The sequence below is a fragment of the Xylanibacter rodentium genome (assembly GCF_013166575.1).
In the GTDB taxonomy this organism is placed as follows: Bacteria; Bacteroidota; Bacteroidia; order Bacteroidales; family Bacteroidaceae; genus Prevotella; species Prevotella rodentium.
Genome location: NZ_JABKKE010000005.1, coordinates 14020 through 37467, shown reverse-complemented (window position 1 = coordinate 37467; position 23448 = coordinate 14020). Strand labels below are relative to the sequence as shown.

Here is a 23448-nt window from a genome sequence, read left to right as displayed (position 1 = left end):
GGTTATTTAATATAGTCAAGCGGCCTGTGTAACAAGTTGGTATTGTGATTACAGACGTATTTTTGCCGATGTCTCGCGTATGACGAGTTGCTGCGGCACACGTTCACGGTATATGGTCTTGTCGCCGCCGATACTCTTCAGCAGCAGTTGGCAGGCCGTGGCGCCCATCTCGTGCGACTGGTCTTCGATGGCCGACATGCGTGGTGTGACATATGCCGCGTGGGCATCATCGGTGAAGCCTATGAGTGCCACGTCATCAGGGATGGTCAATCCCATCTGCTTTATGGCGGTGAAAGCAGCGAAAGTGATGATGTCGTTAAAGGCCAATATGGCATCGGGACGATTGGGGCGGCTCAGCAATTCTATCGTGGAGCGCAACGCCACATCATAGTCTATTCTGTCGCATATTACCATGTCTCGGTCTATGGGCAGACTGTTTTCGCGCAGCGCTTCCAGATAGCCGTGCTTGCGTCGGCGCACCATATCGATATGGTTAGGTCCGCCTATGAAAGCTATGCGCCGGCTGCCGGTATCTATAAGATGCTGTGTGGCCATTTGTGCCGCTTCGTCACCGTTGGCTGTGACGGAGGAGAACAGGTCTGGCAGGCAGGTGCGTCCGAAAAAAACCAACGGTATGCCCATGCGGGCTATCTCCTCAAAGTGTGAGTAGTCGGTAGTGTTTTGTGCCAGGCATGCTATTATGCCTTCGACGTGTAGTCCTATGAAATTGTCTATCACGCGGGCTTCGGTATCAAAGTCTTCGTGACTGTTGGCGCTGATCACGGAATATCCGGCTCGTGCGGCCTCGTTCTCTATACCGTCGAGCACAGCTGCGTAGTAGTGGGTTACGAGGTTGGGCACAACCACACCGATAATTTTGGGTGCCTCACGGCGCAGACTCTGTGCAAATGGGTTAGGGCGGTAGTTGAGTTGCTTGGCCAGTTCCTTGACTTTCTGTTGCATGTCTTTGCCTATTTCCGGGCTGTTGCGCAGTGCCCGGCTCACGGTTGCTATGCTTACGCCCAGTTCGCGGGCAAGGTCTTTAAGTGATGTTCGATGCTTGTTTACGGCCATTGATTTGTATCAGTTGACTAATAGTATGAGTTTCAGTATAATGCAAAGTTACTTAAAATGGTGGAAAAGCGCAAACGTTTACGTTATATTTTTAGTGAAAAGTGATACAAAGTTCTTAAAAAGTGCTTATCTTTGCACTACGAATTCAGAATGAGTAATGAATAGTTGATAATAAGTTAGTTAGAAAACAGGGGGTTAAAACTGTCGGGAGACACTTTTAACCCTTTTTCATGCGTTGATATTTCCCGGTATAATCAGAATCTGAGAACAATTACCGATCAGAAACTGAGCATCTCTTCCCCTTCGGTTGTACATTCGGTGAATCCCATTTCGCGGGCCTTGCCGGCAGGGAATGTGAAATACACGGCTTCGCCTTCGGCACACAGTTCGCCGTGAGAATTTTCTATACATACGTTGATGTAGGCCACGTTTCGGCGCATTTCGTTCAGACGGGCACGCACTGTGATTTGCGGTTCGGTAGTCATCACCGGCTTGCGGTATTTCACTTCAAGTTTGCTTGTGACACCGGTTGTCTGTAGTTTTCGGAAAACCACCCACGAGGCGCATTCGTCTATCAGTGTGGCCTGTATGCCACCGTGCAGTGTGTTTATCCATCCCTGGTAGTGGCTCTGCGGTTTCCAGAAGCATATAATCTCGTCCCCATCCTCAAAAAACTCCATTGCCACTCCCTGTGGGTTTTCGGGGCAGCATCCGAAACAGTCGTAACCTGGCTTCGAGAGCCATGGGTTCTTTATCTTTTTCATAGGCAATAATTATATAATATGATGTTTTTATTCTGTAGTCCTTATTGTTATATCAGTGTCAGATTATGTCTTTTCCGTGTAATCAGAACTTCACACTCAGTTTGAATCTTACGCCGTGGCGGCTTGCAGTGGGCAAGTCAAGATATGTGAGTCGGCGCACATACTCTACATGCAGGCATCTGAAAATGTTGTGCACGCCGGCGATGATTTCAACGTATGGCTTGTCGGGATTCATGGCATGCGCCCCTTCTGGGAAAGGCATCAGTATGTTTCCTCCGGTGTTGGAGGCCGATTCCGGGTTGTTCTTGTCTGTGAGTGTTCCCCACATAGTCCTTATGCCAAGACATTCGCGCCATTTAAGGTTGCGAAGCAGCGGAATACGGTTGAATATCTTGCCGTTGAGGTCCCACGACAAATGGGCTGAGGCATATCTGTCGGTGAGAAATTCCATGTTGCTCATCAGCCCGAACATGTCGCGCTGTACAATGTACGAAACATTCGATGCGGGCATGATGAGCAGCGGGAAAGGCACACGGTTCCATTGTGCGCCGGCTTTCAGGCTTACGTCCACCTTGCCCCAACTCTTTGCCCGGAAGCGTTTGAAGAACGACATCTCGGTAAGGTTGTATCGGTATTGTCCGCCCAGAAATCCGTCGATGCCTGTGGCGTGGCTCAGAGTGAAGACGGGGGCGTCGAGGTTTATCATGCGTCGGTGTTGCTTGGTGCTCACAAAATTTTCGCCTGGGGCGTAGCGCAGTTCGGCACGCAGTTCGGTAGTACGCAAAGAGTAGGGTGTAAGGCCGAGTCCGGCCGCGGCCTTGTTCTTCTCCGTCTTCAGCGAGATGGTGGAGCGCAGCCCGCATTCTTCTTCCCGGATTATCGTCAGCTGTTGACGGTTGTATAATACGAGTCTGTCCGTGCGGTCCCATTTTATCGACGAGAACATGTTGTCCTTGTCCGTAGATAGGAACTTGTCCGTAGGTGTGCATATGTCGTATGCCGACGCAAATGTGATGGAGCGCATCGGAAACTCATGTGGCAGATAGTCCTTGCGGTTGAACGAGTAGGTAAGTTCCGTTTTGTAGTAGTTTTGCCTGCTTTTCCAGCCGTGGGCGTAGTAGCCGTTGAAAAACAGGTGGGGATGCAGATGTGCGGTGGTCTGTCCTCCTATGCGTGTGCGCAGTCCGTCTATGGAATTGACCGATGCTGTGCTTAGAACCGGACCGATGTCCAGTTTGTTGTATTCCTTCCGTCTGTCGGTCTCGATATAGTTTTCCACCAACGCGCGTACTATGAACGTCAGAATCTTAGACCCTCCCATGTTCTTGAAGTTTTCTTCAAACTCGTCCATCCTTCGCTCGCTTGTGGTGAGGCCGAGCGGGCGGTGGGCTTCCCAAAATGCTTCGCTGCGGTTTTGGGCCTTGTGCGCTGTTTCCGTATGTGTTTCGTCTTTCAGCATGCTATCGGACAGTGGCGAGAAAGAATGGCCGCCCATTCGTGTATTGCGTATCACTACACCTTTCTGCAGAAAGTCGAACAGCCTTATCTCTACAATCATGTCGTCGGTAGTGAGCACCCATTCGCCGTTTTCCAGTTTTGTGAACTCCTGTACTATTCTGATATCGTCCACGAAGTTCACGTCACTGCGCTTGGGGATGGTAAGGTCGCAACGTTTCACCTGATACGACGAGTCGTCGAGTATACAGATGTCTCCGCTGAAACCGAAGTCTTGCGGGTTGTTGGGTACAAAGCTCAGACGGATACATCTGTAGCCGTCTATGCTGAGAGTGTCGATGATGTAGAAACGGTAGAATCCGATGGCATCGCGGCTTATGGGAGATGTGAACCGCTGTTGGAGCAGGGCGATCTGCTCGTCATATATATCGACGTCGGTAAAGAAATCTTTCAGTGCGGCAACAAGAAGGTCGCCCGACTGGAAGGCATTGTTCACGCCGTCGGCCCTGTCGCCCTTTACTATTTCCCGTTCGCTGTGCGGCTGCCTGCGATATACCTTTTGTGTAAGGGTCTCGGTCTTCATCACGGGCAGTATCAGCTTGTTGTTGTAAGGGCATAATTCCACTTGGCGGAATACATCGGGAATCTTTGCCAGCATCCCCTTTGTAAGGTCTTCGGGATGTATGTCGTTGGTGGCAAGCGTCAGTTTCTGATATTTTTCGTAGCTGTAATAGTCGTGGCGCGAGAGTTCGCTGCGGCGCTTGGCGGCTATCACTTTCTTCATCAGCTCTACCGCGGGGTTGTTTTTACGGCTGTAATGTTTGCGTCGTGTGGTCACTGTCACTTCGTCAAGACGCTGTACCCTTTCGTACCATCTCACGCTGTCACCGTACGTCCGGCCGTTATAACCGGCAATGGTGGCGTGTGCCCTGTTTACAGTCAGGGTACATGCCACCATTACCAGTAACAACAACAGCCGCCTTGTCATAGGCCGTACGTGGTGTTGAGGCGCCGGCACAGAGCTTCGTGACTTCTGTGCATGTGCCAATATATAGTTGACAATACGATAATCTCGAAGAGCGGATATATATAAGGTATGTCGAGCAGACAACCTATGAATAGCGTTATGGCGCGTGAGTTGTGGGTGAGCAGGTTGGTGTACTTCATCAGCGGAAGCGAACCGGCACGGAAGTCGTCGCGCAACTGCTGCGGCATATCGCTGACGTCGGGATATCTGGCTCGTATGTTGCGATAGAAAGCCTGAAACTCAGGTGTGCTCTTTTCCTGTGCGCGACAGTATTTGGCATAGTTGGTATAGAAAGCCCGCTCCCAGAAAGCGCCTTTCTTGGGCAGACCGTCCACGATGGCCTGCTGCGACTCGTAGTCGTCGAGTTCGCTGCCGCTCTTGCCGAGCAGGAAATAAAGATGAATCTGGCGGTAGTAGTCGGCCAGCCGGCACTGCATGGTGTGGCACACGAATCCGGCGACGGCACAGAGCAGCAATGCCCATGCTCCCCATTTCACATCGATGAAAGGCATGTTGTCGTTCCAAAGACGGAATACGATGCCCAGATATACCGCAGTGAACCATACGTCGCTGGCCACTCCGTCGAGCATCCGACCGATGAGAGTCTTCCGGCCTGTAAGTCGGGCAAGCTGTCCGTCGGTGGAGTCGCAGAAGTTGGCGAACATCATAAGCACTATTCCTGCGATATTGTGCCACAGGTCTGTGTGGCTGAACATCCATCCTGCTCCTATTCCGAGAAACATAGAGAGGATGGTGATAGTGTTGGGATGCACCCCGAGACGTGCCCAAAGCAGCGCGAAGGCAAGGCCGATGGGGCGTGTGAAGTATATGTCGAGCCACTCCTCGGTGTCGGCCGACTTGAACGAAGCGCGAAGCAATTCGCTGAAACTCTTTTCCATAACTTTATTCTTCCAATATGAAATCTTCTGCTTTCTTTATGTCCGTGGCATGGTCGATGTCGAGAACTTTGGAGAATGGCCATGCCTTTAGTCTCCGTCCGTCGGCTATCAGCGCTCTCTGGAAGTTGCGCATACGGCTCTCGCCGCGTTCCATGCAGCCGCACAATGTCTCTATTGCCGTTGATGTGAGGCCGTAGATGCCTCCTGAAATATATCGGCATGTGTCCGAACGGTCGAGAAACCCGGTGATGCCGAGGCTGTCGTCTGTGTCGACATACAGCGGCTTCTCGTCGTCGATATAGTCGGTCACTCCCATCATTCCGTCACACTTGCCCGATGTAACAGCCTCGCTGAAAGCCGCGATATAACGTGCGAACTCCTCTTCGCGGAATATAGTGTCTACGGTGGTGAGGCAGAACGGTCCGTCGCCGAGCATGCGGCTGATTTCAAAGAAACTGTGCATGGAGCTTGGTGTGCTTTTCACGATGAAGCGCAACGGCAACGGGCGCCCCTCCAGTCCGTCTTGCTGTAACTTGACAAGATGAAAACTTACCTCTGTCGTTATGTCGTTGCAGATTACGACTATCTCTTCCGCGTCGTTGTCCATGAACACCCTTATCAGGCGGTCTATCAGCCGTTCGTGTCTTATCTTGACCAGCGGTTTGGGCGATTCCACGCCCTCGGCGGCCAGCCTGCTGCCTTCTCCGGCGGCGATTATTGCATATTTCATTTTCTTTCTGTATGTCTAACGGACGGCAAAATTACGAATTAATAATGAGAACAGGAAACGAATTTACTCTTTTTCAACGGCCTGCGTCCTCTTATTTCCGGGTTTATGTGTCTATATGTTCCTTATGCGGCTGTCAAAATCACGTGCTCCCCCGCGCTCTCCGAATATCTTGAACAGCATGCGCACGCGCATGTTGGTGATGAGTTGTGGCGACATGTCCGTGAGTATGGCTATCTCCGACGGGATGAAGCGCAGGCGGATGAGCAGGCATACGTTGGTTTCCTTGATGTTGAGGCTGTCGGTGTTGTTGAGGCGTGACATCAGTTCGGGAAGCCATGTCGTTGCCAGGCGGTACAGTCCGGCCCAGTCTTCGTCTGAGGCCTTCTTGTTGCGTGCCGCCATGGAGTGCAGCCTCATCACTTCGGGGGCTTGCAGGATTTGTTCCTTCATGTTCCAGTTGTCGGGGCGGCATCGGTCGTCGTGGTATTCGGCCAGCCGTTGCTGAAGGCGGTCTATTTCTTTCATCTTGTCTGCAATCAGTACATTGTCCTTCTCTTTCAGGTGTTGCAGTTTCTCCAGTTCGGCGCATGTCATGTTGTAGAGCAGCAGTTCAGAGGAGTAGCGGTTGTTGATTGATTTTATCCGCCTGTGGTGGTAGACGATGAATGTGAGTATCAATATTGCCAGCAGCGCCATGGCAGACAGGTTGACGGTCTGTATGCGTCTGGCTTGCCGCTCGGTTGCCATGTTGTCGTATCGTGTCTGTACGTAGGCGATTTCCAGAGTGTTGTTGTTCAGATATGTATTTTCGTATATCGTGTTCAGCTTCTGGCTGATATAGGCGGCACGTTTGTACTGTCCGCTCTTGTTGAAATGGTCTGTCAGATTGTGGCAGGCCGCAATCCCTATGTCGGGCTGCGGTGAGAATATGGCTTCGTACCATAGCGAGCACGCCTGCTCCATGTGGCCCTGTCCGGCATAGATGTCGCCCGTGAGTTTCTGTGTCTTGTAAAGCGTAAACACGGCCTGTGCCTTTCTCAGCAGCTTTTCGGCCCGCACCGTGTCTCTGATGTACAGGCGGTAGGCGGCGTCGTTGGTAAGCATGGCGGCATATTGCTCATTGTCTTCGATATGTATTTTCCTGCATTCCTCTATATATTTGTACATGCTGTCCGGCATTCCGGCCGCATCGAAGGTGTCTGCGAGTCTGTTCAGGGCTTTTACGGTCAGTGTAGGGTTCGAGGCAGACTTGGCTGCCGCCAGGGCTTTTCGGTAGTATTTTGTGGCGAGCTTGTTGTTGCCCGATTGGTTGTTTATCATTCCGAGGATATCGTTGAGGTCGTAGACGAAGTTGTGGTTGTCGCTGCCCGATGCTTCATGTTCGGCTTGTTTTATCATTTCTATGGCTCTGTAGCGCATGCCGTTGCTGTAGAGGGTTATGCCGTTGTGCAGCAAGGCCCGTCCGTAGTATCTCTTGTCGTGGTGCTTTCCATAGTATAGCCTGCATTCCGCGATGGCGCTGTCGTCGGCTTCGGTTATTCCCATGCGGTGTATGTTTTCGCTTATCAGTAGGGTGTAGAGATTGCGGTCTCTTTCCACACGGAAACTGTCGGCCGTGTAGTGTTTCAGCATGTTGACGGCATTGTATGGAGAGAAGCGCGATGCCTCTTCGGCGCGTTTCAACAACGAATTGCGTGACTGCCCTTTTGAGCAGCCCGCAATTACCAGAGATACAACTAATAATAATCCAAATATACTGTATCTTCTGATTTTTGATCTATGTGTATGCTTTGGTTTTATGGTGGTTGTCTTTTGTTGGTGTTGCCTTGATGTCTGTTGTCATGACTTGCCGCATTGTCATTTCAGCTTGAAAGTCACAGGAAGCGTGAAACAGACGTTGGCGGGTTTGCCATAATGAACACCACGGCCATCATCATAATCATGGTTTTGATTTTCATTTGTCTGATGTTTGATTTCATTTCACTTGTTTATATAATGTATTTTTGCCATGAATGTGTATGTGCTGTCTGGCCGGATGGTATGGCCGTGACAGCAAAGCGATGCAAATGTATTAAAAAAAGCGATTTACGGCAAGCAAACTATTACATATTATTACACATGGTGAGAAAAACGGTTTAAACGTCGTTATTCGGGTATATTCGGATTCCAGAAAAAGTGTTTTATCGGGGTTCGTAATACGGATGCCGTGCGGGAGAGAACAAAAACGTGGCTTGTTTCATGTTGGTAGTTAATGTTCCGAAGGTATGGGAATCCTTTATGACGGTATAGGTTTGAACTCTTTAGGGACGGCAGTGAAAGATAATGCCATTCGATTACGCAACTCGTAAATTTCTTTACTTTAACGTATGTTAAGCGGCATCGTATGTTCAATTTCCGGCCGACGGCCCGAAAATCGTGATTTTTGCGTCAAAAGGGAAGCACTGATTATCAGTGTGTTACGAAAATATGGCTTTGTCAAGAAAGCAGAGAGGGCCTTTTCGCCTTGCAATAAGGCCGCCGTTGCATTGCGAAAAGGCCCTCCTTGCACTGCGAAACGGCCGTTACGGGAATGCAGGGAGGCCCTTATTGCAAGTTGAAGGCACTAAAACCATGTGTTGGAATAGCAGAGAAGGCCTTACGGCCTTTCTGGTTTGCTAAAAATAAAATGCGTTTTTTTCAGAATAATCCGTACATTGCGCCGGCTTGTCAAAAGGCGAATGTTCCTGATGGGCCAATTACTTTATCCTGCCGTTGTGGAAATGTCGCGATTTATACGTACATTTGCATATGGCTTGTCGTGCCGGGCGTCTTCTCAGTCTTATTAGGAGTTGGCGCAAAGGAAAATACAGAGAGCCGATTGTATATATCCACTTTTTAAAAATAAAGATGCATGGAAATAATACCTGTAGCGCATTTTCATTCGCCGTTTACCACAAAATTCGGCATACCGAGGCAGAGCGGGCTGGTGGAAGGACTGCGCGGACGCATAGTCTTCGAGCCGGAATACCGCAGTGCCGACGCGTTGCGCGGACTTGAGGGATTCGATTATTTATGGATGATATGGGGATTTTCGGCCAACATCGGGGCGCGTAAGGCGGCCACGGTGCGTCCGCCTCGTCTGGGCGGCAATGTCAGGATGGGGGTGTTTGCCACGCGCTCGCCGTTCCGTCCCAACAATCTGGGGCTGTCGTCGGTGAGGATAGAAAGTATAGAGCATACGGAAGCATCCGGCCCGGTGGTACATGTGTCGGGAGCCGATCTGATGGACGGCACGCCGATATACGACATCAAGCCTTATGTGGCGCAGGCCGATTGCCATGAGGGAGTGAGATGCGGATTTGCCGACAGTGAAGAGTGGCATACGCTGAGGGTGGACATACCGGATGATGTCCGGCGTGTGTTGCCACCGGAGCAGTGGCGTACGCTTGCCGGTGTGCTCGAACTCGACCCGAGGCCTCATTTTCATGACGACCCGTCGCGTGTCTATGGCATGTCCTTTGGCGGCAGCGACATACGTTTCAGGGTAGACGGTGCTGTGCTGACGGTGGTAGAAGTGGTGCCCGGTTCTCAAACCTGATGGTGATATGCCTGAAACCGATGGCACGCAGCATGCTGCGCATCTGGGCGTCGGCATTGTTGCGGGCGGTGTTGATGTTGGCCGGTGTCAGTCCGCGGGCTTTCATCATTCTGTGGGCACGGCGGTACATGGCCTCGCGGTCCTCGGCTGTCCATCGTCCGCTCTCGTGGAAAGAGCGGGTGCGGGCTTCGTCGATAAAGTCGTGGTCGAGCAGTTCTACCGGCGGCAATGTCACGCTGACGCTGTCGCCCGATGGTTTTATCCATCCGGGTTTGGTATGGTGCATGTTTATTCCGAGCCGCATGGTGCCGTAGTATATTCGTACCAGACGGTCGTTGCCGAAGAGACGGCTGCGTGTGGTGTCCACCATTTCCTCGTCGGTAATGGACAGGAATTCCCATTCGCCGATGGCCTTTATCGACTGTATCTGTTCCGGAGTGATGTCTATCCGGTTGTCGGCGGTAATCGTAATCTCGTTGTTCTTCGACACCCGGACCAACCAGAATATCATGACAGCCACTACTATTATGGCCACGGCAATGGCCGTGGTTCGTAGTCTGTTGAGTGTTATGAGTGTCTTTTTCATTTCTTTATGCTTGTTGCGGTTGACGTATTGGTTTCAATGTTTTGCTTGTCTATCAGAGTGTTGATGTCGCCGTTGCCGAATTGTTTGCGATAGGTTACGGTGATGTCCTTTTCGCCGAATCCCATCTGCTCTACCATCGGTATCAGCACGCGGGCTGCATTCTCGCGGGCGGTTTCGATGATGCCCAGCTGCGGTATGCTGGCTATTATGGACGCGCGTCCCTGACGTTCGTAGTCGGACATCTCGGCATCGCTGAAGTAGGAACGTGTCAGCGAGACAAACTCCTTGATGTTCTTCTGGTCGATTTTACTGCCGGTGAGCGTCACTCTCGGGTCGGGCAGTATGATGGTGATTTTGTTGCCGTTGCGCTCGATGTTCTTTTCCGAGAACTCGCTGAAGTCGATGTATGCTTTGAGTTTGGCGTTCATCGGTATCGCTATCTTCCGGTCGCCGATGGGTACCGGCATGTCGAAGTCTTTGTTGAACAGTGTGCCTTTCAGTCTTATCACATCGTCGTGGGTCACTATCTTCCGGATGTTGTACTCGGCCGTATACAGGCGGGATGTCTGTTTCACCTGCATGATGAGCGCAGGTATGGTGTCGATACTCTTTGACGGAGCTTCGGATCCGGTATTATTGCTGCACGAAAATGATACTATGGCAATAAAAACTATTGTGATATGCAATAAATATTGTTTCATGTCGTTATATTAATATGTATGCAAAAGTACGAAAAAAAAGGTGTTCTGCAGAAAAAACAGATTTATTTTATTGAATCTTTAAACTTTTCAATCTTTTCATCGTCATATTGATAGTTGCAACTTGAATAGTGAACTGACAATAGAAACGATAACTTTTAAAGAACAAGGTGATATGAAAAGAATGATAATGACTCTGACAGCGGCACTGGTGATGAGTTGTGCAGCAATGGCACAGACCGGCGGCAACGGAGAGAAGAAGCCGGCGGACAAAACTGAAATGGTCAGGAAACGTACCGAAGCTGTGGCTGCGAGATATGGACTCAACGAGGAGCAGAAAGCGAAACTTCTCGAATTGAACACAAGATATGCTGACAGCATTAGAGTGGGAATGAGAGTTCAGGGCGGACGCAGGATGCCGGCCGGCGACCGTATGAAGACAAATGATGGAAGACGCCATATAGGCGGACATCAGGGCGGCGTAAAAGACTCGGTGGCAATCAGGCGTATGCCGGCCGGACAACCGCGAAAGATTGATGCTGCACGACGTATGGAGAGGGCAGGCGCGATGAAGCGTTATGACGAGAAGCTGAAAGGCATCATGACGTCCGAACAGTATCAGAAATATACCGAGGACATGAACAAGCGCATGCAGCGTCAGGCACGTCCGCGTAACGGTATGAGACAATGAACATCATAGTGATTTAGGTTAACATAGATTATGTAAGGCAGGCGAGCCTTTGGGTTTTAATTGGTAAAAGCATTTCTTTTGATGTAAAAGATTTAAGGGTAACAAAGAGGTGGGGAGCGTATGCTCTTCACCTCTTCCTGTAATTGGTAGATTAGGAATAGAATATTAAGAGAATTGAAAATTGAGAGTTGAGAATGGAGAATTATGATTTGATATATTTACAGTAAGTTAGTCAACAAAATTAAACTACATTATCGTCCGGATATAGGATGAATGCGCTTTGGATGGATGCGCCCCGTCGGGGCAACAAGCACACAGCCCGGGGCAGAGCGCAGCGGCACCTCGGGAACAACACGATTGTACGCACTTGCCCTGAAAGGGCAAAAGCATTAATTATCAAATATTTACAGTTTATGTATTGTATGTTTTTTTATGCTTTTGCCCTTGCAGGGCGCGGAGTGTCGATGTTTGATTCCCGGGGTGCCGCTGCGCTCTGCCCCGGGCTGTGTGCTTGTTGCCCCGTTGGGGCGCGTTCTGTACATACGATAATGTAGTTTAATTTTGTTGACTGACTTATGTATCCACCAAATAAGGTAATCATAATTATCCATTCTCAACTCTCAACTCTCAACTCTCAATTCTCTTAATTCTCAATTTTTTCCTTGTCTTTCCTCTAAATAAAATCATTTTCTTTATCCAGTCGGTGTATAATCTCACTATTTTATTGTACATTTGTACCTTGGATAGAAGATAATGATATGAGAAGAATATTGATGTTCCTGATAGCAGGAATTGTTGTCGGGTCAGTGACCGGATGCGGTGAAAAGAAGAATACTGACCATATAATAGCTCGGAAAGTTGTGGCAAAGGCACCGTTAGGACCGATAAGGATGCAGGATTATATACAGTCCAAGGGCGATGTGAAGTGGCTTGGGACATCTTATAGGTGTGAGATAGTGCGCACGGCTGACGACAGTCTGGCAATGGTGAAGGACGAGACCGGGCAGAGATTTGTGGACAACAGGATTTCCTTGGAAATACTGCGTGCCGACGGAAGTGTGTTTTTCAAAAAATCATTCGTCAAGAAGGACTTTGACGCTTGCCTCGATGATGACTATCGTACTACGGGTATTCTTGAAGGGCTGGTGTTTGACAAGGTCGACGGACAGTCGCTTGTTTTTGCAGCGAGTGTCAGTCATCCTCAGACAGATGAGTATATTCCGTTGTTGGTGCGTGTGTCGCGGACGGGCAATATCAGCATAGCGCGTGACACGCAGATGGATATCAGCGCTCAGGACGAGGGCAATGTGGATTCGGATGAGGATGGCGTATGATATAAGTCGGGAAACATTAAAGGCGGACTTTTATTTATGGAAGTCCGCCTTTAATGTTTCCCAACTGTCCCGGAATTCCGGCATACTGCCGAAAACTACGTTTGCCCCCTCCTCGGTGAGCATGCGGTCGGGCAGGGGCCCGGTGTTCACCGCTACAGTGAAAACCCTTGCGGACACTCCGGCCCGCACTCCGAGCGGAGCATTTTCAACCACAATGGCTTCCCATGGCTCGACGCCCGCTTTCTGAAGGCCTTTCAGATAAGGTTCGGGATTTGGTTTGCCGTGTGTGACGTCGAAACTCGACACGATCAGTTCGGGTGTGACGAGACCGTCAAATTCCATGACGAGCCGGTCGAGCAGCGAGCGTTGGCCGCTTCCTGTCACCACAACTATTTTCATATCGTCGGCTTTTATCTTGTGTTGCAAGTCGCGGACTCCTTCCATTATTCCGGCTGCCGGACACAAGGAAAACACACGGGCTTTCTCCTCGTACATGCGTTTGGCTTCATCGTCGTTGAGTTCGCGGTGCCATTGTTCGCGTGCTATCAGTTTGATGGTCTCCACGCCTCTCATTCCCTCATATTTATAAGCGTCTTCAGGAGGCATATCGAGCCCGAGGGTTTTCATCGATGTGTGCCAGCTGTATGCATGATTGGGCATGGAGTCGTAAAGGACGCCGTCCATATCAAAAAGAACGGCTTTAGGACTGAATGTCCTAAAGCCGTGTCTTTCCAAGTATTTGTTGATTTCTTTTTCGTACATTATATTCCTGTCGGTTGATTGGAATAATCGGATTTGCTTGGTTTTTGGATCTTTTCAGGTTTGTTTGCCGAATCAAATAGCCGAATCAAGCGGATTCCCGATATGTTTATGCCTCTTTTGCCAGTCTTTCCTTGATGGCTTTGCTGTCGGCCTCGTATCCCGGTTTGTCGAGCAGTGCGAACATGTTCTTCTTGTAAGCCTCAACGCCAGGCTGGTTGAACGGATTCACTCCGAGTAGGTTGCCGCTTATTCCGCAGGCTATCTCGAAGAAATAGATGAGCTGGCCGATGTAGTATTCGTTCAGTTCGGGCACGCTGATGCGGATGTTGGGCACTCCACCGTCAACGTGTGCCAGACGTGTTCCGAGTTCTGCCATCTTGTTGACCTCGTCTACTCGCTTGCCGGCGAGGAAGTTCAGACCGTCCAGATTTTCATCGTCGTTGGGGAAAAGCAGGTTCCGGTTGGGTTGTTCAACGCTGATGACTGTCTCGTATATGGTACGCTCTCCCTCCTGGATCCACTGGCCCATTGAGTGCAGGTCGGTGGTGAAGTCGCACGAAGCGGGGAATATGCCCTTGCCGTCCTTGCCTTCGCTCTCTCCGAAGAGCTGCTTCCACCATTCGCTGATGAAGTGGAGTTTGGGCTGGTAGTTTACCATTATCTCAATCTTCTTGCCGGCTTCATCATACAGTCCGTTGCGTACAGCGGCATATATGGCGGCGGGATTCTCTTCGAAAGGCACGTCCTTGCCGCAAGCCTTCTCCATGTCGGTGGCTCCGGCCACGAGTTTTGCGATGTCGAAGCCTGCGCAGGCAATGGGTAGCAGACCTACGGGGGTGAGCACGGAGAAGCGTCCGCCGACATTGTCGGGGATGATGAACGAGGTGTAGCCTTCCTTGTCGGCGCATGTACGGGCTGCACCTTTTCGGGCGTCGGTCACGGCCACGATTACTTTCTTGGCCTCTTCCTTGCCGCGTTGCTCCTCGCACTGCTTCTTGAGCAGGCGGAATGTAAGTGCTGTCTCTGTCGTGGTACCTGACTTCGAGATGTTTATTACACCGAATCTCTTGCCTTTCAGATAGTCTGTCAGTTCTGCAAGATAGTCTTCGCCGATGTTGTTGCCGGCAAAGAGTATAGTCGGATTATTGCTGTCGCCTACAAGCCATGCGAACGAATTGCCCAATGCTTCGATTACGGCGCGTGCTCCGAGGTAACTGCCGCCGATGCCGGCTACTACTATTACTTCGCAGTTTGCGCGCAGTACGTCAGCGCAATCCTGTATTTCCTTGATGAACTCCGGTGTTATTGACGACGGCAGATGCAACCATCCGAGGAAGTCGTTGCCCGGACAGGTCCCGTTCTCGAGGGCTTCCTGAGCGGCCTTTACTTTGGGTTCATACGCTTTCACTGCGCCTTCCGTAAGGAACTGGGCGGCTTTGGTAATGTCTAAGCTGATATTTTTCATATTGATTTGATTTTTTGACATAAAGCCATTGTAAATAAAGACGGATTCTTTATTCAGACATATTCCTCATTTCTTCAGACATAAATAACATATTCCTTTTTCTTTTCGACATAAAGACATAAGTGATAAGTGTCTTGTTGTATAAAGAGTTGCTGTTTTTATTTCGGGTATGGCTAAAATGTCTTGTTATACATTCTGCATTTTCTTTTTATTTCTATTTTGTTACTGTCGAAGTTTATCAGCAGACCATTTTCTATCTTTACACGGCATAGAGGTAGTCATCTGAAGCTGTCGGTCAACAGTTTGATTTCAATTTGCGGGCTTATCCGTTCATATAATATGTTGTATACGGCATCGAGAATGGGCATGTTGACATGCATGTGCCGGTTGATTTCTTTCATGCACTTGGTGCCGAAGTATCCCTCGGCAATCATTTCCATTTCTATCTGCGCGCTTTTCACACTATATCCCTTGCCAATCATGGTTCCGAAAGTGCGGTTGCGCGAGAAGTTGCTGTAGCCCGTCACGAGCAGATCACCGAGATAAACCGAGTCGTACACATTGCGTTCTATCGGATATACGGCCTGTAGGAACCGCGACATCTCCTGTACGGCGTTTGACATTAGCACGGCCTGGAAGTTGTCGCCGAACTTAAGGCCGCTGCATATTCCGGCAGCGATGGCATATACGTTTTTCAGCACCGACGAATATTCTATTCCTATCACGTCACTGCTCGTCTTGGTCTTGATGAAGTTACTTGTGAGAATGTCGGCAAAAGCCTGCGCTTTCTCCCTGTCGCCGCATCCTACGGTGAGATATGACAATCGTTCGAGTGCCACCTCTTCCGCGTGTGACGGTCCGCCGAGACAAGCGAGATTATCGTAAGGCACATCGTATACCTGATGAAAATATTCCGAAACGACCAGATTCTCATCAGGAACGATACCCTTGATTGCTGTCACCACAAACTTGTCCCTAAGTCTGCATTTCAGTTTTTTCAGGTGATTCTTTACATATGGCGACGGAGTCACGAACACCAGTGTATCATAGTTCTGCACAATCTTGTTGATGTCGCTCGAGAAGAATATTTCGTCGATATTGAACCGCACGCTTTGCAAGTATGCCGGATTGTGCCCCAGCCGGCGGAAATCCTCGATACGGTCATCCCGACGCATGTACCATCCGATGTGGCGCGTGTCTCCCACCACAATCTTTGCAATGGCTGTAGCCCAGCTTCCGCCTCCGATTATCGCTATTTTTCCGCAGTTGAACATAAATATTCGTTACGAGTCTTGAACTGCGGATTACGTGTCAGACCTTGTCTTATGTGTGTGATTCCCTCATGCGGCCAATCACATATTTACTGAATCAGGCCGTCTTGTCACGTAATCCGAAGTTCCTAATCCGTCATTTTGTATTCTCAATCCATGCCGCAAACTCGTCAACCTTCGGGTTTTCCAGTCCCAGCTTGTATTTCTTGTTCACTCCGCATACGTCCTGTTGGAGTTTCTGCGGGTTAAGGTCTTTGATGTCCGACGTAAGATAGTAGCCGCATTTGTTGAACAGCGGCACCCATTCCTCGGGCACACCGATAGCTGTCCATTCGGCCACCGAACTGCGTGGGGCTTTCTTTTCCGGCTTCATTGTCGGGAAGAGCAGCACCTCCTGTATAGTTGGCTGACCGGTCATGAGTATTGCCAGACGGTCGATTCCGATTCCGATACCGCTTGTGGGCGGCATGCCGTACTGCAGTGCGCGCAGGAAGTCGTGGTCGATAACCATAGCCTCGTCGTCGCCCTTGTCGGCCAGTCGCATCTGTTCGATGAAGCGTTGCTCCTGGTCTATCGGGTCGTTCAGCTCAGAGTAGGCATTGGCCAGTTCCTTGCCGTTCACCATAAGCTCGAAACGCTCGGTCAGTCCGGGCTTGGAGCGGTGCATCTTTGTCAGCGGACTCATCTCCACCGGATAGTCGGTGATGAACGTTGGCTGTATGAACGTGCCTTCGGCAGTCTCGCCGAATATCTCGTCAATCAGCTTGCCCTTGCCCATAATATCGGTATCCTCTATGCCAAGCGACTTGGCTATCTCGCGGATTTGCTCTTCGCTCTTTCCTTCGAGGTCGTAGCCTGATTTCTCCTTGATGGCTTCGAGGATGGGCAGACGACGGTAGGGCGCCTTGAAGCTCACCACGTTGTCGCCTATCTTCACTTCTGTCGAACCGTTGACAGCGATACAGATTTCTTCGAGCAGCTTCTCTGTGAACGACATCATCCAGTTGTAGTCCTTGTAACTCACGTACAGTTCCATGCAGGTGAACTCTGGATTGTGGCTGCGGTCCATGCCCTCGTTGCGGAAGTTTCGGCCTATTTCGTATACACCCTCGAATCCGCCTACGATGAGACGCTTGAGATAAAGCTCCGTGGCGATGCGCAGATAGAGGTCTGTGTTGAGCGCGTTGTGGTGAGTGATGAACGGACGGGCGCTGGCTCCTCCCGCTATCTGCTGGAGTATTGGCGTCTCAACTTCGGTAAATCCTGCATCGTCAAACACGCGACGCATTGTGCGCAATATGGTGGCACGTTTCTCGAAAGTGTCTTTCACGCCTTCGTTGACCACCAGATCTACATATCGTTGGCGGTAGCGCAGTTCGGGGTCTTCGAACTTGTCGTAGGCCACTCCGTCCTTGTATTTCACGATTGGCAGCGGCTTCAGGCTCTTTGACAGCAGGGTAAGCTCTTGTGCATGCACAGAAATCTCACCGGTCTGGGTGCGGAATGCAAATCCTCGCACACCGATGAAATCGCCTATGTCCATCAGTTTCTTGAACACCTTATTATACATGTCCTTGTCGTTGCCAGGACAAATGTCGTCGCGGGTGATATAAACCTGTATGCGGCCTTTGGAGTCCTGAAGTTCGGCAAAACTGGCTTTGCCCATTACCCGACGGCTCATCAGCCTGCCGGCTATGCATACCTGACGCGGCTTGTCCCCGTCATTGAACTCATTCTTTATGTCAATGGAAAAAGCGTTTGTGGGATATTCTGCTGCGGGATACGGATCGATGCCCATCTCGCGCAGTTCCTGAAGGCTTTGGCGTCTGCCAATTTCCTGTTCACTTAACTCTAAAACGTTCATAAGTCTTGAAAATATCGAATATATATTCCGTTGTGGGTGCAAATTTAATAAATAATTCTGAATAAGCACTATTTTACAACTTGTTTTATTATTTGTTTGATGCCTGCGAAAGTTTTTTGTGCCTGTATTGTGAATGTCGGTGGATATGTATTCTTGTTCGCTGTCTTTCTTTTTCTTAAAAAAACGCATTTCTTTTTTCTTCAAATAGAAAAATATAGTGTCTAATCAGGCTTTGTTTACGCCCGTTACAGGGTGGTTGTACTGCATTTCGGGCCGTTTCATAATGCGATATAGGCCATATCGGGTTGCAATATGGCCCTTATTGCAATGCGAAACGGCCCAAATGACAACCCTATATGGCCTATATTGGAATGCAATATGGCCTATATCGCATTCCGAAAGCGCTTTGGTTGCATTCCAGAAAAGGCACTTATAGCCTATGCTTCTGTAACTGTCTGATAGTCAGTGTTTCCTGTTCTAATGAAAAAACGCTGTTTTTCGGCCCATATACAACTAAAGATGGCCTTGTGATGTATGACGAAGTGTTTTGTCGGAATAATTCCTAATAGTATCGTCAAGTGTGGTATGGTGGCCGGCATGCTGCCAGACATTCTTGTATATAATGACTGCATTGACGGTCTTTAGGCCGGTATTGTTTTTGATTCCCGTCAGACAGAGGCTCGGCCGAATCGGTGCGAACAATTAATTTCTGTTAAAACAATACAAAAAACAGATGTGTGATTCTTTATATCAGGAGAATTAATTATTTTTGAAGTCCGTTTGTAATCAGTCATAGCAGACGGATAACTATGGTTGTTAACTAATCTTGCTTATTTGAAATATGTTATACGGAGCAAAGAAAAACAAAGTAATAGGAATCGATATAAGTATTGAAACCACCACTTATGCCATAATAGACGTTCGTGGCAACATAATAGCCAAGGATGTTTTCAGTACAATAGACTACCCCGACGTCAATTCTTATGTGGTTGCGCTTTGTGACAGGATTGTGAACCTGATACAGGATAATTGCAGTATGGACGAAGTGCGTTCCATCGGGATATCAGCGCCGAGCGGAAACTTCAAGACCGGATGCATAGAAAATTCCCCCAACATGCCGTGGCATGGTGTGATACCGCTTGCTGCCATGTTGCGCGACAGGCTCGGTCTGGCTGTGGCTTTGGGTAACGACAGTCATGCCGTGGCATTGGGCGAGCAGGCTTTCGGCAGTGGTCATGGGTTGTCCGATTTCGGTGTGGTTACTATCGGCAGCGGATTGGGCAGCGCTTTCTTGTCGCACGGGAAGATACATCTGGGATACAGTGGTTTTGCGGGTGAGTTAGGCCATGTATGCGTGGAGGACGGAGGCCGTCCGTGCAATTGCGGACTGCGTGGATGTCTGGAGCGCTATGTGGCTGCTTCGGGCGTAGTAGAGACAGCTCGGGAACTTATGGCCGGGAGCGATAAGCCGTCAATGATGAGGAGTGTCGGACAACTTACACCGAAAATCATCACTCAATGCTGTGATGAGGGTGACGAAATGGCCATTGAGGTATATCGCCGTACGGGATATTATCTTGGCATCGGTCTGGCCAATTTTGCAACATTGGTCAATCCGCAGGCCATAATCATCACCGGTGGGGTTTCGAGGGCCGGAAAGTGGCTTATGGGGCCGGCCAAGGAATCGTTTGATTCGCATGTCTTCCACAATATACGTGGCAAGGTAAGTCTTATTATCTCGACGTTGGACAACCGTGAGCGCGATATTCTTGGTGCAAGTGTTATGGCATGGGAGGTTGAGGAATATTCATTATTTAAGTAATAGCTGATAAAAACGGGGCTTTTCACAATGGCTGTTGATTCAGTTCCTGACTGGAAGTGTATGGACATAGACAATATTTTGGAAGGTTTTCGTGGCGGGCCGACACTTGACACCACGCTTGGCATGAAGTTTTTTTCCACATCCGATCCCGATACCTGTATGGGTCGCCTTGCCGTTGACGGGCGCACGCGCCAGCCTTTCGGGGTGCTCAGCGGAGGTGCCACACTGGCATTGGCAGAGACATTGGCCGGGTTGGGCTCATTGGCGTTGTGTCCGGGCGAGAAATACGTGGGTGTGAATGTGAGCGGCAACCATGTCAAGGCTGTATCGGAAGGCGACGAGATTACTGCCGTGGCGCGCATAGTGCACCGTGGCCGCAGGTTCCATGTGTGGAATGTTGAAGTGACCAACACGGCAGGCGAGATAATATCGACGGTCAGCGTGACCAACTATGCCGTTTCAATAAAGCCGAGAGTGGTGTGAGCATGGCATCTTTTGCATATTACAGACTGCCATATGCCGACCGCTATACCGTCATGGTACAGACCGAAGGTGAGCCCGAACGGCTGGCTTCCTGTACCGGGCTCAACGGACGCAACGGTTTTGTGCTGGCTCCTTTCAGCGTATCGTCCGGCTGTCCGGTGCTGCTCATTCATCCCGACAGGGTGGAGGAGAGGGCCGTGCCTGAGGAGGAGCACATCCGCACGGGTCATTGTACGGCATCACGGCAGGCGGGCGGATCGGCATCCGGTGTGTCGGGGATGGACAGCGACAAGGCGGTTTATTCCAAGGATTTTGAATCGTGCCGTTCAATGTTGGTTTCGGGTGAGTTCAGTAAGATAGTGCTTGCCCGCAGTGCCGGTGTGGAGACTGTTGACGAAATGGATGCAGAAGGGCTCTTTCTGCGTGCCTGCCGCATGTATCCCCGCATGTTTGTCGTGCTTGTGTCCACGCCGCAAAGTGGCATGTGGCTTGCTGCCACACCCGAGATTCTGCTTGAAAGCAGTTGCGGCACGGGGCGCACGGTGGCTCTTGCCGGCACGATGAAACTGGATGAAAGTCAGCTCGGGTTCGACAATCCTCCGTCGGCATCGGTTGACGATGCTGCGTCTGGAATATTCTGGAGCACCAAGAACATAAAGGAACAGCGCTATGTGGCCACGTATATATCCGATGTCCTGAAGCGTTTTGCCGGTGCCTGCCGTGAGGAAGGTCCGCGGACAGTGCGGGCGGGCAACATTGTGCATCTGCGCAGTGACTTCACTTTTGAGCTTGCCGACACCTCGCGCATCGGCAGTCTCCTGGATATTCTGCATCCTACTCCGGCCGTCTGCGGACTGCCAAAGACTGAGACGTATCGTCATATCGTGGACCATGAGCATACCGACCGCCGTTATTACAGCGGTTTCATGGGACCGTTGTGCCACGACGGGGCCACTCATCTGTACGTCTCTCTGCGCTGCATGCAGATAGTTGACGGCCGCCACTATCGCCTGTATGCCGGTGGCGGACTGCTGAAAGACAGCGTAGAGGAGCAGGAATGGTGTGAGACGGAGGCCAAGATGGAAACGATGTTGAGGTTGTTCGACGGTTCTTGTCTGTAGTTCTGCACCGTTCTGTCTTGACATTATCATATAGTTTTAATTCTTACCACATATCTTTTCAACAGTGTACAGCAACAAGGATAACATAAACATACTTACATCGCTGCTCGTCAGGCATGGTGTGGTCAGGGCAGTGGTGTGCCCGGGCTCGCGCAACGCGCCTATTGTGCACAATTTCAGCGAATGTCCCGACATGCAATGCTTTCCCGTCACCGACGAGCGTTCGGCCGGATTCTATGCTCTCGGCATGGCTCTGGCTACGGGATGTCCGGTGGCTGTATGTGTCACGTCGGGCACGGCGTTGCTCAATCTGATGCCCGCCGTGGCCGAGGCTTTCCATTTGCATGTTCCGCTCGTTGTCGTATCGGCCGACCGCCCGCAGGCGTGGATAGGCCAGCTCGACGGGCAGACATTGCCGCAGGCAGGCGCCTTGGGATGTTTCGTCGGCTGTAGTGTTACTCTGCCCGAGCCTCTGTCGGGCGGACCGGAACCGCATCGTGACGAAGCCGGCTGTTGGTATTGCGGACGTTTGGTCAACGAAGCCATGATGGCTGCGGGGCGTGCTGTCGGATGTCCTGTCCATATCAACGTTCCGGTAAGCGAACCGCTGTTTGAATTTTCTGTCAGCGAATTGCCCGATGTGCATGCCGTCAGGCTTCTGGAGCCTTGCGGCATGTCTGACGGACAGGTGAGCATGGTGGCCGGAAGGCTTCTTGAAGCTGCGCGTCCGATGGTTATTGTCGGCCGTCATGCCTGCTGTGGCGGTCTGGCTGATGCGCTGAGAGTGTTGGGCCGCCATGCCGTTGTGTTGCGCGAGCCGCTCTGTCCGGGTGACGGGGTGGTGCATTTTGACGAAGTTCTGCATGCTGTGGGGACGAATCCCGACTATATGCCCGACTTCATTTTATATGCCGGAGACACCATTGTCAGCAAACGTCTGAAAAGATTCCTGCGCAGTGCGTCGGGAGCGGAGACATGGGCGGTGAGCGCTGACGGCAAGATTCACGACACGTTCATGAACCAGACTGTTGTAATGGCTTTGCCGGCGGAGGTCGTATTTGGTGCTGTGGCTTCTTATATTGCTGGTGCCAAGGATGCCCGTATTCTCTGTGAGGAGACCGAAGGTGCCGGTGTCTCAAAGCGCCGGGGGATGTTTATTGACCGTTGGCGGACTGCGCTTTCTGCCGCTGCCGGCCATGCCGCGACGTTTGAGCCGCGCTACTCGCAGATGATGGCCGTACGGCTGTTTGAGTCAATGCTCGGTGATGTTGATTATGATTGCCATGTGCATTATGCCAACAGTTCGGCAGTGCGTCTTGGAAACATCTATGCCGACCATTATATATATGTGAACCGGGGTGTCAACGGCATCGAGGGCTCTTTGTCGACAGCGGCAGGTTTCTCTGTGGCAAATGCCGGTATGACGTTTTGTGTCATAGGCGATTTGAGCTTCTTTTACGACAGCAACGCTCTTTGGAACCGGTGTCTGCGCGGCAATTTGCGCGTTCTTCTGCTCAACAACTGTGGCGGGGGCATCTTTCACCAGCTGCCGGGACTTGACACTTCGCCCGTGCGTGACAGTTTCATCGCAGCCGGTCATAATGCCAGTGCCCATGGCATTTGCGACTCTCACGATATCGGTTATCTTTCGGCACGCAATGCCGGCGAGCTTTCACGTCACATGGAGACATTCCTGTACAGCGGTACCAACCGTCCGCTTCTGTTCGAGGTCTTCACCGATGCAGAGGAGGACGCGGCGGTGATGCGTGAGTATTATTCCCTTTTCAAGCTGTGTTTGACATAGAGACATGTTTTTTCTATACAA

The 23448-nt window shown here is 50.5% G+C and carries 19 protein-coding genes; 7 read left to right on the top strand and 12 right to left on the bottom strand.

Annotated elements, in window-relative coordinates:
• Positions 1-48: 48 nt before the first annotated feature.
• The 6 genes from HPS55_RS04170 to HPS55_RS04145 form a co-directional block, all read right to left on the bottom strand.
• Positions 49-1074, bottom strand: coding sequence for a LacI family DNA-binding transcriptional regulator (locus tag HPS55_RS04170; protein WP_172176078.1), 1026 nt, complete (start codon positions 1072-1074; stop codon positions 49-51).
• Between the two features lie 278 nt (positions 1075-1352).
• Positions 1353-1838: a PaaI family thioesterase gene (locus HPS55_RS04165; protein ID WP_172176076.1), complete on the bottom strand. Its 486-nt coding sequence runs from the start codon at positions 1836-1838 to the stop codon at positions 1353-1355.
• Positions 1839-1920: 82 nt separating this feature from the next.
• Complete coding sequence (locus HPS55_RS04160; protein WP_172176074.1) at positions 1921-4281, bottom strand: DUF5686 family protein; 2361 nt, start codon at positions 4279-4281, stop codon at positions 1921-1923.
• Positions 4278-5219, bottom strand: coding sequence for a CDP-alcohol phosphatidyltransferase family protein (locus HPS55_RS04155; RefSeq protein WP_172176072.1), 942 nt, complete (start codon positions 5217-5219; stop codon positions 4278-4280). Before HPS55_RS04155 ends, HPS55_RS04160 begins: the two co-directional genes overlap by 4 nt.
• 4 nt (positions 5220-5223) lie before the next feature.
• Positions 5224-5949, bottom strand: coding sequence for a sugar phosphate nucleotidyltransferase (locus tag HPS55_RS04150; RefSeq protein WP_172176070.1), 726 nt, complete (start codon positions 5947-5949; stop codon positions 5224-5226).
• 111 nt (positions 5950-6060) lie between these two features.
• Positions 6061-7632, bottom strand: coding sequence for a hypothetical protein (locus HPS55_RS04145; RefSeq protein ID WP_172176068.1), 1572 nt, complete (start codon positions 7630-7632; stop codon positions 6061-6063).
• 1207 nt (positions 7633-8839) lie between these two features.
• On the opposite strand from HPS55_RS04145, the gene tsaA reads away from it, so the two are divergent.
• The gene (tsaA, locus tag HPS55_RS04140) at positions 8840-9526 is read left to right on the top strand and encodes a tRNA (N6-threonylcarbamoyladenosine(37)-N6)-methyltransferase TrmO (protein WP_172176066.1); all 687 of its coding nucleotides are present in this window, start codon (positions 8840-8842) and stop codon (positions 9524-9526) included.
• On the opposite strand, the gene HPS55_RS04135 is transcribed toward tsaA, so the two are convergent.
• Together HPS55_RS04135 and HPS55_RS04130 are read right to left on the bottom strand one after the other, a co-directional pair.
• Positions 9468-10112, bottom strand: a complete 645-nt coding sequence (locus tag HPS55_RS04135) for a DUF4230 domain-containing protein (RefSeq protein ID WP_172176064.1) — start codon at positions 10110-10112, stop codon at positions 9468-9470. The genes tsaA and HPS55_RS04135 overlap by 59 nt on opposite strands.
• Entirely contained in the window at positions 10109-10813 is a 705-nt protein-coding gene (locus HPS55_RS04130; protein ID WP_172176062.1) for a DUF4230 domain-containing protein, read from the bottom strand. The genes HPS55_RS04135 and HPS55_RS04130 overlap by 4 nt, the downstream gene beginning before the upstream one ends.
• 172 nt (positions 10814-10985) lie before the next feature.
• Here HPS55_RS04130 and HPS55_RS04125 point away from each other — a divergent pair, with 172 nt between their 5' ends.
• Together HPS55_RS04125 and HPS55_RS04120 are read left to right on the top strand one after the other, a co-directional pair.
• Positions 10986-11501 carry a DUF4890 domain-containing protein gene (locus HPS55_RS04125; protein ID WP_172176060.1) on the top strand — a complete coding sequence of 172 codons (516 nt, stop codon included), beginning with the start codon at positions 10986-10988 and terminating at the stop codon, positions 11499-11501.
• Between the two features lie 758 nt (positions 11502-12259).
• A complete protein-coding gene (locus tag HPS55_RS04120; RefSeq protein WP_172176058.1) occupies positions 12260-12835 on the top strand; it encodes a DUF4738 domain-containing protein in 576 nt (191 codons plus the stop codon).
• A gap of 30 nt (positions 12836-12865) precedes the next feature.
• On the opposite strand, the gene HPS55_RS04115 is transcribed toward HPS55_RS04120, so the two are convergent.
• The 4 genes from HPS55_RS04115 to lysS all read right to left on the bottom strand — a co-directional run bounded on the left by HPS55_RS04115 (position 12866) and on the right by lysS (position 18197).
• Positions 12866-13597 (bottom strand): HAD family hydrolase, encoded by a 732-nt coding sequence (locus tag HPS55_RS04115; RefSeq protein ID WP_172176056.1) that lies wholly within the window; start codon positions 13595-13597, stop codon positions 12866-12868.
• Between the two features lie 106 nt (positions 13598-13703).
• Positions 13704-15062 carry a glucose-6-phosphate isomerase gene (locus tag HPS55_RS04110; protein WP_172176054.1) on the bottom strand — a complete coding sequence of 453 codons (1359 nt, stop codon included), beginning with the start codon at positions 15060-15062 and terminating at the stop codon, positions 13704-13706.
• A gap of 278 nt (positions 15063-15340) precedes the next feature.
• Entirely contained in the window at positions 15341-16336 is a 996-nt protein-coding gene (locus HPS55_RS04105; RefSeq protein WP_172176052.1) for an NAD(P)H-dependent glycerol-3-phosphate dehydrogenase, read from the bottom strand.
• 133 nt (positions 16337-16469) lie between these two features.
• Entirely contained in the window at positions 16470-18197 is a 1728-nt protein-coding gene (gene lysS / locus HPS55_RS04100; RefSeq protein WP_172176050.1) for a lysine--tRNA ligase, read from the bottom strand.
• An 841-nt stretch (positions 18198-19038) separates the two neighbouring features.
• On the opposite strand from lysS, the gene HPS55_RS04095 reads away from it, so the two are divergent.
• The 4 genes from HPS55_RS04095 to menD all read left to right on the top strand — a co-directional run bounded on the left by HPS55_RS04095 (position 19039) and on the right by menD (position 23427).
• Positions 19039-20019, top strand: a complete 981-nt coding sequence (locus HPS55_RS04095; protein ID WP_172176048.1) for an ROK family protein — start codon at positions 19039-19041, stop codon at positions 20017-20019.
• 60 nt (positions 20020-20079) lie between these two features.
• Positions 20080-20502, top strand: a complete 423-nt coding sequence (locus HPS55_RS04090; protein ID WP_172176228.1) for a PaaI family thioesterase — start codon at positions 20080-20082, stop codon at positions 20500-20502.
• Positions 20503-20504: 2 nt separating this feature from the next.
• Positions 20505-21623: a chorismate-binding protein gene (locus HPS55_RS04085; RefSeq protein ID WP_172176046.1), complete on the top strand. Its 1119-nt coding sequence runs from the start codon at positions 20505-20507 to the stop codon at positions 21621-21623.
• 64 nt (positions 21624-21687) lie between these two features.
• The gene (menD, locus tag HPS55_RS04080; protein WP_172176044.1) at positions 21688-23427 is read left to right on the top strand and encodes a 2-succinyl-5-enolpyruvyl-6-hydroxy-3-cyclohexene-1-carboxylic-acid synthase; all 1740 of its coding nucleotides are present in this window, start codon (positions 21688-21690) and stop codon (positions 23425-23427) included.
• The last annotated feature ends 21 nt before the right edge of the window (positions 23428-23448 follow it).

Coding starts and splice junctions, on each gene's coding strand:
- HPS55_RS04160 (WP_172176074.1), bottom strand. CDS start 4,281: ATGACAAGGCGGCTGTTGTTGTTACTGGTAATGGTGGCATGTACCCTG.
- HPS55_RS04085 (WP_172176046.1), top strand. CDS start 20,505: ATGGCATCTTTTGCATATTACAGACTGCCATATGCCGACCGCTATACC.
- HPS55_RS04150 (WP_172176070.1), bottom strand. CDS start 5,949: ATGAAATATGCAATAATCGCCGCCGGAGAAGGCAGCAGGCTGGCCGCC.
- HPS55_RS04130 (WP_172176062.1), bottom strand. CDS start 10,813: ATGAAACAATATTTATTGCATATCACAATAGTTTTTATTGCCATAGTA.
- HPS55_RS04110 (WP_172176054.1), bottom strand. CDS start 15,062: ATGAAAAATATCAGCTTAGACATTACCAAAGCCGCCCAGTTCCTTACG.
- tsaA (WP_172176066.1), top strand. CDS start 8,840: ATGGAAATAATACCTGTAGCGCATTTTCATTCGCCGTTTACCACAAAA.
- HPS55_RS04105 (WP_172176052.1), bottom strand. CDS start 16,336: ATGTTCAACTGCGGAAAAATAGCGATAATCGGAGGCGGAAGCTGGGCT.
- HPS55_RS04115 (WP_172176056.1), bottom strand. CDS start 13,597: ATGTACGAAAAAGAAATCAACAAATACTTGGAAAGACACGGCTTTAGG.
- lysS (WP_172176050.1), bottom strand. CDS start 18,197: ATGAACGTTTTAGAGTTAAGTGAACAGGAAATTGGCAGACGCCAAAGC.
- HPS55_RS04170 (WP_172176078.1), bottom strand. CDS start 1,074: ATGGCCGTAAACAAGCATCGAACATCACTTAAAGACCTTGCCCGCGAA.
- HPS55_RS04095 (WP_172176048.1), top strand. CDS start 19,039: ATGTTATACGGAGCAAAGAAAAACAAAGTAATAGGAATCGATATAAGT.
- HPS55_RS04155 (WP_172176072.1), bottom strand. CDS start 5,219: ATGGAAAAGAGTTTCAGCGAATTGCTTCGCGCTTCGTTCAAGTCGGCC.
- HPS55_RS04135 (WP_172176064.1), bottom strand. CDS start 10,112: ATGAAAAAGACACTCATAACACTCAACAGACTACGAACCACGGCCATT.
- HPS55_RS04090 (WP_172176228.1), top strand. CDS start 20,080: ATGGACATAGACAATATTTTGGAAGGTTTTCGTGGCGGGCCGACACTT.
- HPS55_RS04125 (WP_172176060.1), top strand. CDS start 10,986: ATGAAAAGAATGATAATGACTCTGACAGCGGCACTGGTGATGAGTTGT.
- HPS55_RS04120 (WP_172176058.1), top strand. CDS start 12,260: ATGAGAAGAATATTGATGTTCCTGATAGCAGGAATTGTTGTCGGGTCA.
- HPS55_RS04165 (WP_172176076.1), bottom strand. CDS start 1,838: ATGAAAAAGATAAAGAACCCATGGCTCTCGAAGCCAGGTTACGACTGT.